Annotated in this window: 17 protein-coding genes; 6 read left to right on the forward strand and 11 right to left on the reverse strand. The window is 46.4% G+C overall.

The annotated features are described in order from the left end of the window. Both H8K33_RS12065 and H8K33_RS12070 read left to right on the forward strand, forming a co-directional pair. The gene (locus H8K33_RS12065) at nt 1-345 is read left to right on the forward strand and encodes an antibiotic biosynthesis monooxygenase family protein (RefSeq protein WP_186891284.1); all 345 of its coding nucleotides are present in this window, start codon (nt 1-3) and stop codon (nt 343-345) included. A 20-nt stretch (nt 346-365) separates the two neighbouring features. After that, the gene (locus H8K33_RS12070) at nt 366-1,073 is read left to right on the forward strand and encodes a DUF6058 family natural product biosynthesis protein (RefSeq protein ID WP_186891285.1); all 708 of its coding nucleotides are present in this window, start codon (nt 366-368) and stop codon (nt 1,071-1,073) included. A gap of 134 nt (nt 1,074-1,207) precedes the next feature. Here H8K33_RS12070 and H8K33_RS12075 read toward each other — a convergent pair whose 3' ends face one another. The 11 genes from H8K33_RS12075 to rpmH form a co-directional block, all read right to left on the reverse strand. After that, on the reverse strand, nt 1,208-1,432 hold the full coding sequence (locus H8K33_RS12075) for a hypothetical protein (protein ID WP_186891286.1): 225 nt from the start codon (nt 1,430-1,432) through the stop codon (nt 1,208-1,210). Nucleotides 1,433-1,925: 493 nt separating this feature from the next. Further along, the gene (locus H8K33_RS12080; protein ID WP_186891287.1) at nt 1,926-3,050 is read right to left on the reverse strand and encodes a plasmid recombination protein; all 1,125 of its coding nucleotides are present in this window, start codon (nt 3,048-3,050) and stop codon (nt 1,926-1,928) included. Continuing rightward, on the reverse strand, nt 3,047-3,493 hold the full coding sequence (locus H8K33_RS12085; RefSeq protein WP_186891288.1) for a helix-turn-helix domain-containing protein: 447 nt from the start codon (nt 3,491-3,493) through the stop codon (nt 3,047-3,049). Before H8K33_RS12085 ends, H8K33_RS12080 begins: the two co-directional genes overlap by 4 nt. Then, a complete protein-coding gene (locus H8K33_RS12090) occupies nt 3,490-3,732 on the reverse strand; it encodes a helix-turn-helix transcriptional regulator (RefSeq protein ID WP_186891289.1) in 243 nt (80 codons plus the stop codon). Before H8K33_RS12090 ends, H8K33_RS12085 begins: the two co-directional genes overlap by 4 nt. A gap of 86 nt (nt 3,733-3,818) precedes the next feature. Further along, nucleotides 3,819-4,382 (reverse strand): hypothetical protein, encoded by a 564-nt coding sequence (locus tag H8K33_RS12095; RefSeq protein WP_186891290.1) that lies wholly within the window; start codon nt 4,380-4,382, stop codon nt 3,819-3,821. Nucleotides 4,383-4,436: 54 nt separating this feature from the next. After that, entirely contained in the window at nt 4,437-5,672 is a 1,236-nt protein-coding gene (locus H8K33_RS12100; protein WP_186891291.1) for a tyrosine-type recombinase/integrase, read from the reverse strand. A 176-nt stretch (nt 5,673-5,848) separates the two neighbouring features. Continuing rightward, a complete protein-coding gene (gene mnmE / locus H8K33_RS12105) occupies nt 5,849-7,261 on the reverse strand; it encodes a tRNA uridine-5-carboxymethylaminomethyl(34) synthesis GTPase MnmE (RefSeq protein WP_186891292.1) in 1,413 nt (470 codons plus the stop codon). 163 nt (nt 7,262-7,424) lie between these two features. Further along, entirely contained in the window at nt 7,425-9,149 is a 1,725-nt protein-coding gene (gene yidC, locus H8K33_RS12110; protein WP_186891293.1) for a membrane protein insertase YidC, read from the reverse strand. Nucleotides 9,150-9,194: 45 nt separating this feature from the next. Then, on the reverse strand, nt 9,195-9,476 hold the full coding sequence (gene yidD / locus H8K33_RS12115) for a membrane protein insertion efficiency factor YidD (protein ID WP_186891294.1): 282 nt from the start codon (nt 9,474-9,476) through the stop codon (nt 9,195-9,197). Further along, nucleotides 9,473-9,928 (reverse strand): ribonuclease P protein component, encoded by a 456-nt coding sequence (gene rnpA, locus H8K33_RS12120; RefSeq protein WP_343043819.1) that lies wholly within the window; start codon nt 9,926-9,928, stop codon nt 9,473-9,475. The genes yidD and rnpA overlap by 4 nt, the downstream gene beginning before the upstream one ends. A gap of 199 nt (nt 9,929-10,127) precedes the next feature. Beyond that, entirely contained in the window at nt 10,128-10,262 is a 135-nt protein-coding gene (rpmH, locus tag H8K33_RS12125) for a 50S ribosomal protein L34 (RefSeq protein ID WP_061535510.1), read from the reverse strand. 666 nt (nt 10,263-10,928) lie between these two features. Here rpmH and dnaA point away from each other — a divergent pair. The 4 genes from dnaA to H8K33_RS12145 all read left to right on the forward strand — a co-directional run bounded on the left by dnaA (nt 10,929) and on the right by H8K33_RS12145 (nt 17,623). Continuing rightward, nucleotides 10,929-12,335 carry a chromosomal replication initiator protein DnaA gene (gene dnaA, locus H8K33_RS12130; RefSeq protein ID WP_186891295.1) on the forward strand — a complete coding sequence of 469 codons (1,407 nt, stop codon included), beginning with the start codon at nt 10,929-10,931 and terminating at the stop codon, nt 12,333-12,335. Between the two features lie 369 nt (nt 12,336-12,704). After that, on the forward strand, nt 12,705-13,811 hold the full coding sequence (gene dnaN / locus H8K33_RS12135) for a DNA polymerase III subunit beta (RefSeq protein WP_186891296.1): 1,107 nt from the start codon (nt 12,705-12,707) through the stop codon (nt 13,809-13,811). A gap of 439 nt (nt 13,812-14,250) precedes the next feature. Then, nucleotides 14,251-16,776 (forward strand): DNA topoisomerase (ATP-hydrolyzing) subunit B, encoded by a 2,526-nt coding sequence (gene gyrB / locus H8K33_RS12140; RefSeq protein WP_186891297.1) that lies wholly within the window; start codon nt 14,251-14,253, stop codon nt 16,774-16,776. Between the two features lie 142 nt (nt 16,777-16,918). Further along, nucleotides 16,919-17,623 carry a phosphoribosyltransferase gene (locus H8K33_RS12145; protein WP_186891298.1) on the forward strand — a complete coding sequence of 235 codons (705 nt, stop codon included), beginning with the start codon at nt 16,919-16,921 and terminating at the stop codon, nt 17,621-17,623. The last annotated feature ends 268 nt before the right edge of the window (nt 17,624-17,891 follow it).

The following is a 17,891-nucleotide window of genomic DNA, read 5'->3' on the forward strand; positions in this document are numbered from 1 at the left end:
ATGATCGCCGTTATTTTCGAAGTCTTGCCACATGTTGAACATAAACAAGCCTATTTAGATATCGCCGCAGACTTGAAACCACTGCTAGCCGATATGGACGGATTCATTTCGATAGAACGATTTCAAAGCCTTAGTGATCCCCATAAAATTTTGTCTCTCTCTTTTTGGCGAGACGAAGACGCTGTGAAAAACTGGCGCAATGTCGAGTCGCATCGTGCAGCACAAAGTATCGGACGTGGCACTATTTTCTCTGACTACCGTTTGCGCATCGCGGCAGTTATTCGCGATTACGGACTGACTGATCGAGACCAAGCACCAGTCGATAGCCGTACAGTCCATCAATGATGCAAAGTCACAAAACAACCATGAATTCAACCCAAGCTTATCTCGACCAGTATTACCTCAATCAAACACAATTCGCCCTGCACTGCGAGCTCAGTCCACAAGACATAGAAGAACTGGTGGATGCCCAACTTATCCCTGCACCATCGTACCAAGTCAGCGAATCACGGCACTGCAAATCCGTCGTCTTTGGTGAACTGATCGATCCAGATTCTGTCGAGGAATTGAAAGCAGGAAGCTACTTTCATCCAGCGGCTGCAACGTGGACTAGGTATGCTTACACCACCTTACAACGTCACCCTAAAGACGAAGCAAAAGGGATTGTAAAACGACGTTTTGTCGAAGAGTTTGTGCAGGCTTTAGCGATCAAAAACAATTCCACGTATCGATTAAAAGATTGTTTTAATGAGACTGGTGCAGCGCTCGCGGATGGTATAGCGCAAAGAGTCAACACCAACTGGCAGCACTTTTTGAATGGCGTTTTCAGCCTATGTGTAGCGAAGCCAGAGTGCATCGCCAATATCGTGCATAAAGAAATTTTGCAGGAAAAATTGAGTGTTATCACCAACAACGGAAGTCGTGTTGATTACCAAAACGAAGATTTGGCAACGCTGAAGAAACTCATCGATGACTATGCCAATAGCACCATGCCATTTTCACCTTTGGAATATCCTCGCAGTAGTCGTAAGCGCCTAGTGGAGGATTTGCGAAATACGCTCAGTGTCCTCTAGCGAAGACACTGAGAATACGATACAGAAGCTAGATAGCATCTTAAAAGTCAATGATTGCAATGGTCTTGACTATGCATCGTCATTTTGTGTACTAACTTGTGTACTAAAAACCAAATGTGACTACACGGCTTTGGTTATTTTCCAGTCAATTTCGCCAAGCGGTCTAATGCATAGAAAAAATCCTTCTTCGCTTGCTCAATTTCAATTTGTCGCTTTGCTGTACCGATAGCACGATTCTTTGAGACTATCGCTTTGCCTTCTAGTGTCTTTGCCCCAGTACTTAATCGCCAAGGCTTCCAAGTGCGAATTTTTGCCGCCTGTATTGCCTTTTGTTCGTCAGTCCAATTTCTTGCCGCCATGCTGCACCTCTAATAGTTTGTTTATGCGAACATCGCGTACATACCTGCGCGGAAACTAATCACCAGCCACCAATGGTGGATACTCTTTTTAGTTGTACGCACAACTTATACCCGCCTTGCACAACTTGCCTGCTTTTTACTTGCGCGCGCCAAGGTTAGACAAGTTATTTTTTGGCACTATGCCTGCCAGTACCCCCAAAGACACCCTATAGTTTGCAATAGGGGTTCGTAGCGTGGTTCGTAATGGCTTCGTAATCGCGCCTCTTTTTTACTTTGTATCGGTTACTTTTTGGTTACTTTCCAAAGGCAACATTTTGGCAACTTTCGCTATCTCGTCAGTTTTGAATACATTTCCCGCTTTTGTCTTACGTGCGTATTCTTGCGCACCTTCCCCATTGAAGTACCTCATTGAAGGAGGTCACCCCCGTGGTATTTCAATTTTTTCTCCTTTCGGCTTTATTCGGCTTTAGAGAAATATCGCTTGCATAACTTCTCACTGCGAAGGTTTCGTAATGCAAACCTTTTGCAAACCCTCGCTTTCAAGCCATGACTCCACCTCTTTTTGAATAGCTTGCTTCTTTGAGACTTTCACCGAAGGCTTCACAAACTCGCCTGTCACTTCATCAAAGCAATTTGCCAAATGTTCGTTATCAGATTCTCGAGTGAAATCATCTTGAATCAACTGCTCATCACTTGAAATTTCAGCTTCAGAAAATCGAACCTCTACACAGGATAGAGGTTGACTTTTTGGCGTGTCATTTAATTGATGAATGTCTATAGAAGTTGGCTTTTGAACCTCTATAGATATTGCTTCGAGGGTATGCCTTGTTCTGCTTGGCTTCCTTTCCTTAACTGGCTTAGTCATGATTCCCGCGAACGTACCTTTAACTTTTGGTTTTGGCATGACTAAACTTAGTGCTTGCATTATTGGCTCAGGGTTTTTGAAATGCGGCGCTAACAGGACGTGCAGAATGTCGCTACATAGTCCGCTATTCGCTTCCAAGACAGCAAACGCCGCATCTATCGCTTTAGTTCGTATCGCTGCACTGAAGCGCTTTAACGAGCTTTGGTGAACTAACCCGTACTGCTTGCCTACCTGCTGATAAAAATCATCTTGCATAGCAAGGATGCGCTTCTTATTGCCCATTACCTCGCTTCCACAAAGTCTGTCGCTTTTTATCGGGATCAGGATCGTGTGGCAGTGTGGCGCGTCCTCGTCTAAGTGAATCACGGCACTAACAATCGGGACTTGAAAGAAGCGCTCTGCCCACATCACGGCATCATTAAAATACGCATGGTGCGCAATAGGGGCATCGTTAGGTAAGCTAAAGATCAATTCAATCGCGCTTATGGTGTCTTTACGCCACTTACTTACATGCACATTCTGCATAAGTGCTTGCACTGCCATACCCACCGCTCCGGAGGATGTATTGCCTCGCAAAATGATGTTGTCCTTTGTTTTGGTCGGGTCGATATGACTACCACTCGATACGCCAAACTCCGCTATGCTCTCACGTAGGTTGTGCGCCATGACACGCGGCATCACTAATTCACGCCTAGTTGATCGCGTGCTTTTAGCGCTTAATCCTTTGATGCGCAAAAAGTGAGTATGACTCATTCTGCATCCCCCAAATCTAATTCGCCTTGCGGGTTAGGTTCGGTGTTTTCACTTAGAAGCACGTAACGTGCAATTCGAGGATGCACCAAGCCATCTGCGCCAATGATCGTTTCTCGCTTTGATGCAATAACGTAGTTGCGCGCTTCCAGCTCTTGAATGCGTGTGGCGATACGATAATAGCCGCACCCTTCAGCCTCTTTGGTATTGATGCCACGATTACCCAAATAACGAAGGACTTTAGGTAAGGTGCGGACTTGCGCTTCGCCACTCGCATTCAATAGCGCTAAGCCTTCTTTAGCTAGTTCTTTCCTTAATTTGCTGATATGCTTGGTATCGCATCGAAGTATATTTCCTTGCAATTTCACGTTGCCTGCCAGCTTTGTGATTCTTACGCCTCCCTTGCCGGAGGCGTTTTGTTTTTTGGGTCGCTTTGGAAATGTCATTTCACCACCTCCACTTTGTAATTCAGTGGGTCTGCAAAGAAGCGGTGCAGTTCTCGATTTGGGTAAGCCGTGCAGCGCTCAGAGAACTTGACGGGCTGCGGTGCTCTACCTGCTTTGACTAGTTGGCGGAATTTCTCACGACAGAACGGTGAGAAGGGGGCTATTTGATTCCAACGGCTCATACCGTCCGCTGGTAATGTTTTGCTGGGGTTTGCTACTGGATTTGTGGTGTTGTTCATATTTGCCTATATTGGGTTTGTTACAGCTTTGTATCGCTGCTTGTAACCATAATATTGGCGTCATGTGAAAAAATCTGTACCGTGGACTAGTCAACTGTATGCTGGTCGATCTTTCTTTTTTTGAAGTCTTTTGTCACGTACTTGGCTAACTCTCTCTCGGATACTTTTACCTGTTTGGCTAGTATTGCGGCAGCTTTGTTTCCACTTAATTTGGGGTCGATGTGCTCTACCCAATACTGATAAGCGTACTCTCTAAGCTTGTCGTTTTCTTGGTTCCCCTTTTTTCCATTCAAATATGCGCGATGCGATTTTGACTTCGAATGTGCGCTTCTAAGTATGTTCGCAATGATGGGGTTTTTGAAGTGCCCATCATATTCATTAGCCCAATCGAGTAGCCCAGTCTTATTTGTCTTTGGTAAATTAAATAGGTCAGGTAAAAAGCTTAAACCTGCATTAATCGAATTAAATTTTTTGGTTAGTTTTAGTCGTTGCTGTTGTTGAAACTCAGCCTCACTTGCCCAACTAGCTGCAATTTCTATTAATTTCTCATTGCTAAGGCTCGATAAACTATTTTTGAAATTTGATAGCCACTGCACCTTATCGCCGCCTACATCTATCAGCCCAATAGTGGTGTCGATACTGTTATTCATATTTACCTCAGAACGCTTGTTTCCCATCCTTAGCGATAGGCATGATTAAATTGGTTATGCTGCAGTCTTGCCAAAACCACCGATCACTACTTTTCTCTGTGTTTCGATCTGTGCATCTACAAAATCCGCCCATAGCTGCAAAATCTTCCTTCGTTCGTCTGCATATTCTGCGCGGTTATATACGCCCTTAATGCCCTTGATGCTGTGCGCAAGTGCCTTTTCGATTGCATCCGAAGATTGACCCATCTCGTGCAAGTGGGTTGATGCAGTACGCCTAAAGTCATGAATCACAAAGTGCTGCACGCCAGTATCCATTGCTCTAACTGCTGCATTAAGCGTAGATTTTGAAATAGGACGATCTTCATATCCGCGCCGCATAGGGAAAACGTATTTTTGACTGTGTGACAGTTCTTTTAACTCTGCGAACATTGCGAGTGCTTGCCGTGACAGGTGTATCCAATGCTCTTTATCTTTCTTCATGCGTTCAGCTGGTATGCGCCATATTCCATTGTCAAAATCAATCTCTGACCATTCAGCCTCGATCATTTCTGACTTGCGTACCATCGTAATCACTAGCAGGTGTAGTGCCAGCTTTGAGGGGCGCGCCATATCGGAGGCGTAGATTTTGCGTAACATCAAGCCTAATTCATCCGGTGACAATACACGGGTTCGACTCTGCGGCGTTGCAATGAATCTTGCTACTAGCTGGTGTGCTGGGTTGATGGTGGCGACTTGGCGCGATATGGCATATTCAAACATGCGCTTGATAATATTTCTGGTAAGCAGGGCAGCTTGTGGTGAACCTCTGGCTTTGATCTTGTCGCAGATAACCAGAATATCCCCTGCATTCACCTCTGCTAGTTCCTTACTGCCTATCGCTGGGTAAATATCTTTATCCAAAACTCTGCGCGTAACATTGCGGTACGATTCAGATTTATCGGCGATTAATGATTGATACCAATGCTCAGAAAATTCACGCACAGTAGTTAATGACTTGGCAAACCCTCTGTCTTTTTGTGCGTCCGCAATCGGGGAAACACCTTTCGCTACGATCTCGGTATATTTCACAGCCAGCTTGCGCGCCTCTTTTAATCCGACTGCTGGGTATTCGCCAATGGTGACTAGGGGCTGCTGTTTGCCGTTTAGTGAATAACGGTAGCGCCAAATTTTAGTACCTGAAGTCATTATCTCTAAGTACAAGCCTTCACCATCCGCTATAAGGTAACGCTTTTCCTTAGGCTTCAAAGCAAGGATTTTTGTGTCGTTCAGTGGGGTAGCTGCTTTAGGCATTTTAAGTACACAGGTTAGTACACAGGGTGAAAATTAATGATCTTGTGTACTAAAGTGTGTACTAAAAACTAGTGGTAGTCAATGGTCAATGATGGGCAAACTTTGCGTAAGTCTATTTATTTTCATAGGTAAATCTACTTGAAAACGGGCAAGCTTTGCAAACCATAAAACACTGTTTATTTTCCGATACAAAAACGCGAAAAGATCACACCCAGCAAATCGTCAGAAGTGAACTCACCCGTGATGCTATTTAAACGATCTTGAGTTAAGCGCAATTCTTCTGCAAACAAATCTAAGGACTGATCATTCTGCGCAGCATAAGCAGCGGCTTGTTCCAAATGTTCATGTGCATGCTTTAAGGCGATCAAGTGACGTTCGCGCGCCAAATACAAAGACTCGCCTGTCTGCTGCCAACCGGCGATTCGCAATAATTCATGGCGCAATAAATCCATGCCTAAATGTTCTTGTGCGGACAAATACACTTGGGTTAAATCACCGACCGTATCAACACTTGCGTGATGTCCAGAAATATCGATCTTTGTCCAAACACAAATCACCGGAACTTCACTAGGAAAACGCGCCGCGATATCTTCATCAGCGCGGGTCGGCCCTCTGCTCGCATCAAGCAAATGCAAAATCACATCGGCTTTTTGTACTTCGTTCCAAGTGCGTTCAATACCGATACGTTCGACCGCGTCGATCTTGTCAACAACTTCACCAAACTCCGGCTCATCATGATCATGGCGTATGCCGGCGGTATCAATAATATTGAGCGGAATGCCTTCAATATGAATCGTCTCTGTGACCTTATCGCGCGTGGTACCTGCAATCGGTGTCACAATCGCGATGTCATCACCCGCCAATGCATTCAACAAAGAGGATTTACCAACATTTGGTTGCCCTGCCAGCACCACATTCAAACCTTCGCGCAACAAAGCGCCTTGCGCTGCTTGTTCGAAAACCGCGCGTAGAGATTTTTGAATTTCACTAAGTTGGCCACGCGCATCAGACTTCTCTAAAAAGTCGATTTCTTCTTCAGGAAAATCTAAAGTCGCTTCCACCAACATGCGCAGATGCACGACTTTTTCAACCAAGGTATGGATCACTTTGGAGAACGCACCTGACATCGATTGCGAAGCCGACTTCGCCGCGGCCTCAGTCGAGGCTTCAATCAAATCCGCCACCGCCTCAGCTTGCGCCAGATCGAGCTTGTCATTCATGAACGCGCGTTGTGTGAATTCACCAGGCTCCGCCAAACGTAGTCCTTGCTCTTTGCCTGCCTCTAAACAACGCGTCAATAACATCTGCATCACAACAGGGCCGCCATGTCCCTGCAACTCCAGCACTTCTTCACCTGTGTAAGAGTGCGGTGCCTTAAACGAGATTGCCAAACCTTGATCAATCACCGTGCCATTGGCTTGGGTAAAATCTAAGTAGGTCGCGTGACGTGGCTTAAATACGGTGTCACCGAATAAAGCGCGCACAATGCCACTGAGATCTTTACCAGATATTCTAACCACACCGATACCGCCACGGCCAGGTGCGGTGGCAATTGCGACGATGGGCGTGCTGTCATAAGTATGTGTCATGAGGAAATTTTATCCTTGCTATCAAGAAAGCTGTTGCATTTTCGTTGCTTTGCATACTGACAGATGTATCGTAAACACGACATGATCTGCAGCAAAAAAGAAGGTACTGATAATAAAAAAGCCCATGAAGCATGGGCTTTTTTTGATGGAGTCAACTTAAGATTTATCGATGCTCAGGAGGCACGATTTTATTATTGATAACCCATTGTTGACCGATTGATAAAACGTTATTGACTACCCAATACAATACCAAACCCGATGGGAAGAAAACGAACATCACAGAGAACAACAAAGGCATAAACAACATCATTTTCGCCTGAATCGGATCAGCTGGTGCTGGACTCAATTTAGTCGTGATATACATGGAAATCGCATACAACACTGGCAAAACAAAATACGGATCTGGTTTGCTCAAGTCAGTAATCCAGCCTATCCACGGTGCGCCACGCATTTCGACGGATGCTTGCAACACCCAATACAAAGCCAAGAAAATCGGCATTTGGATCAAGATCGGCAAACAACCGCCAAGCGGATTAATCTTCTCGGTTTTATACAACTCCATCATCGCCATATTCAACTTCTGCGGCTCGTTTTTGAATTTCTCTTTCAAAGCCGTCATTTTTGGCGTGACGAGTTTCATCTTCGCCATACTGCGATAACCAGCAGCAGACAATGGGAACAGCGCAAGCTTGATCGCAATTGTAAATACGACGATAGTCCAACCCCAGTTACCGAGGAATTTATGCATAAACTCCATGATCCAGAACATTGGTTGTGCGATCATCGCGAAGTACCAATAATCTTTCACCAAGTCGAGGCCCGGTGCGATCTTTTCCAATACGGCGGATTCTTGTGGACCAGAATACAAGCGGGAATCCATGGTGGCAGTAGCGCCGGGAGCAACATTGCCGAGTGCCAAAATGCTACCAACCGCATATAAGTTGGTATCCACTTTTTTGGTGAACACTTCGCGCGCAACTTTATCTTGTGGAATAAAAGCAGAAACAAAGAAATGCTGGATCACAGAAACCCAACCATCATTCGCCTTAGTCGAGAGTGCTTCTTTACCAGATTCGATTTTTTCGAAATCTAATTTACGGAATTTCTCAGCATCGGTGTAGACAGCAGGCGCATAGAATTCAACATTACCCGTGAACATGCTGCCGCCTGTTGGCTTGGTGCCATCGTGAATTAATTGCATGTACAAAGACGGTGCAATTGGTGCCGCAGAATTATTCGTTACTGCATGCTTCACATCGATTAAATACTCACCTTTTTTGAAGGTATAAGTCTTAGTGAGTTTCACACCGTTTTGCTCAGAAACCAATACCAAACTGACTTCCTTCGCATCACCTAAAGTACGATTGCCTGGCTGTGCCACGAAACCAGATTTGTGATTTGGGAAATTACCACCAAGCAAACCAGTTTGCGCTTTATAAATACGCGCAGGTACGATGACGTCTTTTGTACCCTTAAAGAAACCCAAAAAGTCAGTTTCTACTTTACGAATCTGATCGCCGCGTTGATCGAACAACACTACATTCTTTTTTGCGTCATCACTATCCGCGTACTTCAATAGTTCTAAACGCTTGATTTCACCACCGATGGTGTCGATCTCTGCTTTCACGACATCCGTAGTGATCGTAATTGTCTCGCTCTTAATTTCTGCAGGCACTTCAGCGCCTGCAACAGCGGTACCCGAAACTGCATTTGCCGTCGCAGATGCGGCTGTGGACGCAGAGGCAGATGCGCTTGCGCTCTTCGCTTGTTGCGAAGTAGTCGCAGGAGAAAACATAGATTGTTTTCCATTGTGACGCATCCAGTTATCCCATAGGAGTAACAGAGACATCGAGAAAATAACCCAGAGGACGGTACGCTTTATATCCATTTTATCCACTTGTGTATGTGTTAAAGATCGGGAAGGTTAATGAAATTAACTAAGGCTTGATGTGGGGTGACTTGCTGATTTTTCATCCCCATCATCTAGATTTTTTTTACCAGACTTGGGTGGTACTAAGTCGATCCCACCCGGATGCCAAGGATGGCATTTGCAAATGCGTTTGCCTGCCATCAAAGAGCCTTTGGCTGCGCCATACTCACGAATGGCTTCGATCGCGTAGTTTGAACAGGTAGGATAAAAACGGCAACTTTGTCCCAACATAGGACTAATTCCCAACTGATATCCACGCAAGATCAGCAGCAATAAGGGTTTCATGAGGAAGACTCGGGAGCAGAGACAGCTTGCGCAGCGATAACAGGCTTGACTGTCCGCTGCGAAACAAACAGACGTAAGACTTCATGCCGCAAAGCACGCTTTAATTGCGCATTCGTGGCAGGACCGGCTTTGCTATTGACTGGCTTAGATAAGCGCACAATGCAATCCACCTTCATCAGTTCAGACTGTCGAAAAATCTCGCGTGTAACACGCTTAATCATATTGCGCGTAGCAGCGCGCGGTGCAAAACGTTTTGCAGCGACCACGCCAAGACGGGCATGCGGCAATTCATTTGAGCGCGCATATAATACAAAATGCGCTGTTCTTTGCACAGGGCGCAAACGAAAAACGGATGAAAACTCATCCGTTTTAAGTATTCGTCGCTCCCGCGCAAAATCACCGCCGGACAACTGGTTTTGAGCTAGGTCAGGAGTTGTAGTCAAATTAGTCACAATAAAAATTTCAGCCTATTGAACAAACTAAATTGACGAGGTACAAAAAATTAAATTAATTTAGAGCACCACACCCAAGCGCGCTTTAGAAATTCAATTATAGGGATGCAGTGTGAGGCGCTTCCCACAGCAATACCGAAGTATTGCGAGGACAAGCAACGAAGCAATGCGCCCTAGAATTGGATTTATAAAGATGCGATTAAGCTGCGAGGCGCTTACGGCCTTTAGCACGGCGTGCGTTCAAAACTGCGCGGCCACCACGTGTTGCCATACGAGCGCGGAAACCGTGAGTGCGCTTACGACGAACTACGGAAGGTTGATAAGTACGTTTCATGTTGATCTCACTATTTGAGCAAAAAATAAATCGGAATTACGGGTAATAGTGCATTGCGCCGTTGCTTTGATGATGCCCCGTTATGGAGAAGCACTATATAAACAATAGCAACACGCTATTCACACGATTACTGCCCCAAAACCGCTGCTCATGCTTAGTTTCATCTTGCGGCTTCGCTCTGAACATCAACAAACTATCAAGATAGCGTCAATACAATAAAAGCACACATCTAACAAAACAGGGTAGGGAACCCGTAATTAGACACCATTTCGGAAGCCGCTGTCAATCCATTTGGCCGCTTTTCTTCGTTTTCCAGAAGTGTTAATGAAAAGAAATTTCACCTCGCCTGTGGATAACTATGCTCGCGAAGGGTAGAATAGCGGAGGCTGAAGTAGTGCTTCAACATGCGCTAACGTAAGCAAAATTTCATCATTTAATTCCTGAGCAACTTTGTATTTGACTAAAGCAAATTAATGCTAGCGTTGAGCAAAGTGCTGCAGATTGCTCCGCTATAATTATCTGCCGCAATTAATCAGGCAAAGCGGAGGGAATATGATGAAAGTAGTAGCGCTAGCTTTCCAATAAAAAGTGGAATCGATCAAGTAATCATGTATCGATTTTGAAAAGAACAAAAACCTAAGTATTAAGTAAACAGTAAAGCGATTCATGGAAAATTTCTGGCAAGCATGCTCCTCACAACTTGAACAGGAACTCACGCCTCAGCAATTTAGTGCTTGGATTAAGCCATTGACGATGGTGGACTTTGAAGAAGGCCATCTGCGCATTGGCGCGCCTAATCGCTTCAAATTAGATTGGGTTAAAGCCCAATTCGCCAGCCGCATCGCCGAATTTGCTGCGCAATTTTGGGATGACACCGTCGATGTCGAATTCATCATCGATCCACGTGCAGGAAAAAAGCCCGTTTCAACCACAACAGCACCGACGAACGCCGGTCAAGGCAACGGCGCCGATCATGGACAACGCACTTCGCAAATCGGACAAGCTGATGGCATTCCTAACGAACCGCCGCCAGAAACCGCGCCACGTCGTGACAATGCGCGGATCAACTTTGATCTGACCTTTGATAGTTTTGTTACTGGTAAAGCCAACCAACTGGCACGTGCCGCTGCGATTCAAGTAGCAAATAATCCGGGCATATCGTACAACCCGCTATTTTTATATGGTGGCGTTGGGCTCGGTAAAACGCATTTGATCCACGCGATCGGCAATCAAATTTTGCACGACAAACCAAATGCAAAAATCCGCTACATCCACGCCGAGCAATATGTACGCGACGTGGTTACAGCGTATCAACGCAAAGGTTTCGACGAATTTAAACGCTATTACCATTCGCTCGATTTGTTGCTGATCGATGATATTCAATTTTTCGGTGGCAAGAGCCGTACGCAGGAAGAATTTTTCTACGCGTTTGAAGCTTTGATCGCTGCGAAAAAGCAAATCATTATCACCAGCGATACCTATCCGAAAGAAATCACGGGCATGGATGATCGCTTGATCTCACGTTTTGATTCGGGTTTAACAGTGGCGATTGAGCCACCAGAACTTGAAATGCGCGTCGCGATTTTGCTGAAAAAAGCGTACACCGAAGGCGTGAGTTTTTCAGATGATGTGGCCTTCTTTGTTGCGAAACATTTGCGCTCCAATGTGCGTGAACTCGAAGGTGCTTTGCGCAAGATTTTGGCGTACTCACGTTTTCACGGCAAAGACATCACGATTGATGTCGTCAAAGAAGCATTAAAAGATTTGTTGTCAGTACAAAATCGCCAGATCTCGGTAGAAAATATTCAGAAGACCGTTGCTGACTTTTTCAATATCAAAGTCGCCGACATGTATTCCAAACGTCGTCCGGCAAATATTGCCAGACCACGTCAGATTGCCATGTACTTAGCGAAAGAATTGACGCAAAAGAGTTTGCCAGAAATTGGTGAACTATTTGGCGGGCGCGATCACACCACGGTGTTGCATGCGGTACGCAAGATCACGGCGGATCGGGCTAAGAGTCCGGAATGTAATCATGAGATTCATGTGTTGGAACAGACTTTAAAGGGGTAGGTAGTAAAGGATTTGCCGCAGAAATTTGTTTCTCTGTCATTCCCGCGAAGAGCCTGTCCTCGAATGCTTGAGTCGGGGACGGGAATCCAGTGACGTAAAAACGGCGAAGACACTGTTACTGAACGAAAGACACTGGATCCCTGCCTTCGCAGGGATGACAGTAAAAAGGATACGGAATTTTTTGTGTAGCCTGCAGCAAAAATTAGATATAGCAGTAAGTAATCAGCAGCAAAGATCGGCGTAGGATTTACGTAAAATTGGCCGCAGAAGTTTGGGCAGTTTTTCGCAAGTCCTCCCAATGCAAAGAAGTAATGAGTTGCGATAGATGCAGCATCCTTTAACATTGAATTCATTAGTGAGGATATAAAAATGCAATTGGTAAAAACTCACAGGGATACCCTATTACGGCCCCTGCAAATTGTGAGTGGTATTGTCGAGCGTCGGCACACATTGCCGATTCTGGCCAATATCCTCATCCGTAAAGACGGCGAAAAAGTATCCTTCTTATCGACGGATATCGAAGTGCAGATTACGACGCACGCGGAAATTGGTTCTGGTGGCGAGGTCACAGCAACCACGGTTGCAGCACGTAAGTTGCTCGATATCTTGCGCGCGCTGCCAGATGACAATGATGTCACTCTCAAGCTCGACAACAAGAAGATGACCGTTCAATCCGGTAAATCACGTTTCTCTTTGCAGACTTTGGCCGCGGAAGAATTTCCGACGGTAGCGCAAGCGGAACATTTCAATGCCAGCGTCAGCCTGCCGCAAAAAGCTTTGAAGCATTTGTTCAACATGGTGCATTTCTCCATGGCGCAGCAAGATATTCGTTATTACCTGAACGGCTTATTATTAGTCGTCGATGGCAAAAACGTGATTGCCGTCGCAACGGATGGTCACCGTTTGGCGTATGCGCAAGTCGAAGTCGAACAAGAATTCGCGCGTCAAGAAGTCATCATCCCACGTAAAACGATTTTGGAATTGCAACGTCTGTTGGAAGACAAAGACGAACCAGTCCAACTCGACATCGCTAACAATCAAGTCAAATTGACGTTTGCTGATATCGAATTGATTTCCAAATTGGTCGAGGGCAAGTTCCCTGACTTCAACCGCGTGATCCCTAAAGGTTACAAAAACAATTTCACCTTAAGCCGTGAAAAACTCCTACGCTCTTTGCAACGCGTCGCGATTATGACCTCCGACAAATTCAAAGGCGTGCGTTGCGTGATCGAGCCAGGTTTAATGCGCGTCTTGTCCACCAATGCGGATCAAGAAGAAGCGGTTGAAGAAATCGAAATCGATTACGGTGGAGACAGCGTCGATATCGGCTTTAACGTCACGTATTTGTTAGATGTATTGAATAACCTCAAAGTCGATCAAATCAATGTCGCCTTGGGTGATTCCAATTCATCAGCCTTGATCACGATTCCTGAGAATGGTGATTTCAAATACGTTGTGATGCCGATGCGGATTTGATGCACTTCCCCCCTTCTCCCGCTCGCGGGAGAAGGGTCGGGGATGAGGGGCGTTCAGCGCACGATAAAAATCTTCGTAGTCAAAACTCTGACTTCGCTAAATTTTCAACTTAATTCGTGATTTAACCACCCTCACCCCAACCCTCTCCCGCTTGCGGGAGAGGGAGTATAAAAAACAAATGTAGGGCGGGTGCAACCCGCGCCGCCAACCCACCGAGCACCTGAGCAGCGCGGGTTGCACCCGCCCTACATAAGAAGCACATTAAAGCACGAATGAAGCATTGGTTAAGCGTAGCGAGCGGCCTAAGTTTGGATTGAGAAGCGGAGCTGTACTCGAGTACAGCGAGCATCGGAAATTCAAAATTTGGTCGCGCAGTAGCTTAAGCAGTGTTTCAAAAAAACCGCAGCCAAAAGCTGCTTGTTAATTTCAGAAGGTAGCCATGTCCGAGAATACCCAAGACAACACAGCAACGCCAGCAAACGTACCAACAACTGAGTCAGCCACATCCGCTGGCTATGGCGCATCGTCCATTCAAATTCTCGAAGGTCTCGAAGCCGTACGTAAGCGTCCCGGCATGTACATCGGCGACACCTCTGACGGCACCGGTTTGCATCACTTAGTTTTCGAAGTTTTGGATAACTCCATCGACGAATCCTTAGCCGGCCACTGTACAGAAATTAACGTGACCATCCACAACGACAATTCAATTTCGATTACCGATAATGGCCGCGGTATTCCTACTGGTATTAAGTGGGATGACAAGCACGAACCTAAGCGTAGCGCGGCTGAGATTGTCATGACCGAACTGCACGCAGGTGGTAAGTTCGATCAAAACTCCTACAAAGTGTCCGGTGGTTTGCACGGCGTGGGTGTGTCTTGCGTGAATGGTCTTTCGAAATTATTAAAGCTGACGATACGTCGTGATGGCAAAAAATACGCGATGGAATTCGTCCGTGGAGTACCGCAAAATCGTGAAATCGAAACCATCGATGGCGTCGTTTGCTCACCGATCAAAGTCTTAGGCGACACCGACAAACGCGGTACCGAAGTCCATTTCTGGGCCGATGAAGAAATCTTTACGCACGTTGAATTCCACTACGAAATTTTAGCGAAACGTATCCGCGAACTCTCCTTCCTGAACAACGGCGTACGCATCAAGTTGAACGATCACCGCACAGGCAAAGAAGAATTGTTTGCGTTCGAAGGTGGTACACGCGGTTTCGTTGAATACATCAACAAAAACAAATCAGTCTTGCATCCTACGATTTTCCAGGCAACTGGCGAAAAGATGTCAGACCAAGGCACCAACATCACGGTTGACGTTTCCATGCAATGGAACGACGCCTACAATGAACAAGTGCTGTGTTTCACCAATAATATTCCGCAACGCGACGGTGGTACACATTTGACCGGTTTGCGCGCAGCGATGACACGCGTCATCAACAAATACATAGACGAACACGAATACGCGAAAAAAGCCAAAGTCGAAGTCACTGGCGACGATATGCGCGAAGGTTTGACTTGCGTGTTATCGGTAAAGGTGCCAGAGCCAAAATTCAGCTCACAAACCAAAGACAAACTCGTCTCCAGCGAAGTGCGCGGCCCGGTGGAAGAAATCGTCACTAAGACCTTGACCGACTATTTAGCAGAACGTCCAAACGACGCCAAAATCATTTGCGGCAAAATCGTCGAAGCCTCACGCGCTCGTGAAGCCGCTCGCAAAGCGCGCGAACTCACGCGTCGTAAAGGCGTAATGGACGGTTTGGGCTTGTCCTCTAAACTGGCCGACTGCCAAGAAAAAGACCCAGCGCTGTGCGAACTCTACATCGTCGAGGGTGATTCTGCGGGTGGATCTGCGAAGCAAGGCCGTGATCGTAAATTCCAAGCGATCTTGCCACTGCGCGGTAAAGTTTTGAACGTAGAAAAAGCACGCTTTGAAAAAATGCTGTCTTCCGAACAGATCACCACACTGATCGCGACACTCGGCACCAGTATCGGCCCTGACGAATTCAACGCCGACAAATTGCGCTACCACCGCATCATTATCATGACCGATGCGGACGTCGACGGTGCCCACATTCGTACACTGTTATTGACGCTGTTCTATCGCCAAATGCCACAATTGGTAGAACGCGGCCACATCTACATCGCGCAACCACCGCTGTACAAAGTCAAAGCCGGTCGCGACGAACGTTACTTGAAAGACGATGCCGAAGAAGCGATCTACATGACCACCGTTGCATTGAACGGCGCAGCGCTCACACCAAGCACAGGCGCAGAGCCTATCGTCGGTGAAGCACTGGGCGAGTTAGTCCGCCAGTTCAACTTGGCCAACGCCATCATGATGCGCTTAACGCGCGTCATTGACCGCGCCGCATTGACCGCGATCATGACCGGTGTCGCACTGAAAATGGACACACCAGAAAACGCCGAATTGTCCGCACAAGAGTTGACCAAAACCATGAACGACCCAGCCGTCAAAGCTGTCGTTCGCAGTGACGAACTCTCTGGCATGCTCAGCCTGCGCATAGAACGCATGTACCACGGCAACATCAAAGTCAGCAGCATCGACGCCGACTTCGTCGAAAGCAGCGATTACAAAGTATTAGAAAACGCAGCACAAACCTTCAAAGGCTTATTAGGCGAAGGCGCATTCATCCGCCGTGGCGAAGGCGAACGCATGAAGGAAATCGCAGTACAAGACTTCCACCACGCCATGCTCTGGCTACGCGAAGAAGCCGAACGCGGCGTTTCCAAACAGCGCTACAAAGGATTGGGCGAGATGAACCCAGACCAATTGTGGGAAACCACGATGGACCCGAAAGTACGCCGTTTGCTCAAAGTACAAATCGAAGACGCGATTGCAGCGGATCAGATCTTTACGACATTAATGGGAGACGATGTGGAACCGCGTCGTGCGTTTATTGAGTCTAATGCTTTAAGGGCTGGGAATATTGACGTTTGATGATGTCGAAGTGGGAATCAAAACTTATGCGGAAAACTCGGCTAACTTGTTTTCTGCGTCGCATAAGGTTTGAGGAAAAGTGAAATGTTAAGAAGAGATTTTTGACAGTTCTAAACAATTCTACATTGCGGAGGTTCAATTTATGATCGCGCAACGCACAGCTTGGAACAATTTCCCTGATGTGATCTTGCACGCCGAAGAACTCGCAGTTAAAAAACATCCCACTTATAGCGCCGCCAAATCTGGCGATGCCGATGCTGCATTTGCATTGGTGCAAGATACCATTTCTACCGATGCTGTTAGCAAATTACGCGATCTCATTGCTGATAGAAAAATTATCTTGGTTTCTGCACATGCGTTTGAAAGAGACGGCGTAAACGCAATACCTGAAGCATTTGCCGACGAGCTTGGCCGTCAACTAGAACAAAGTACCGACGATAGCATCGTCCAAGTCAATGTAGTCGCGCACACTGGCGCCAATGGCTTTGCGCGACTTGCCCGGCAAGCGCTCTTTGATGGCGTCGTTGTCGCCGGCGCCGACTATATTCTCGTAGATGATTTTATTGGGCAGGGCGGCACCCTGGCAAATATGAAGGGATTTATCGAAAATGCTGGTGGCAAAGTCATTGGTGCCACGGTATTAACTGGCAAACCCTATTCAGCTATACTAACGCCATCAGCAGAGCAATTAACGGAATTGAGAGACAAACATGGAAAAGAATTTGAACACTGGTGGCAAGACAAATTCGGTCACAGTTTCGACTGCCTTACTCAATCAGAAGCAAGGTACCTTGCGCGGACCGAGAATGTTGACACCATCAGAAATCGTCTTGCTACGGAAGAGTAAGCAAGAGATTGCTGAGCGGTTCCATGAAAAGCGCTGATGCGAATTTTGATTTTTTCTGCAAAACTTCATCTCAGACAATTTGATGATTTGAATCATCATGCGCAGTGAGGAACTACCAATTGGCCCCAACCGTATATCGCTTACTCAATGTACAGATAGAAGACGCGATTGCTGCGGACAAATCTTTATGACCTTGATGGGTAATGATGTGGAACCGCGACGTGCGTTTATTGAGTCGAATGCTTTGCGGGCTGGGAATATTGACGTT

It is taken from the genome of Affinundibacterium amnicola, assembly GCF_014284275.1.
GTDB lineage: Bacteria > Pseudomonadota > Gammaproteobacteria > Burkholderiales > Burkholderiaceae_D > Undibacterium > Undibacterium amnicola.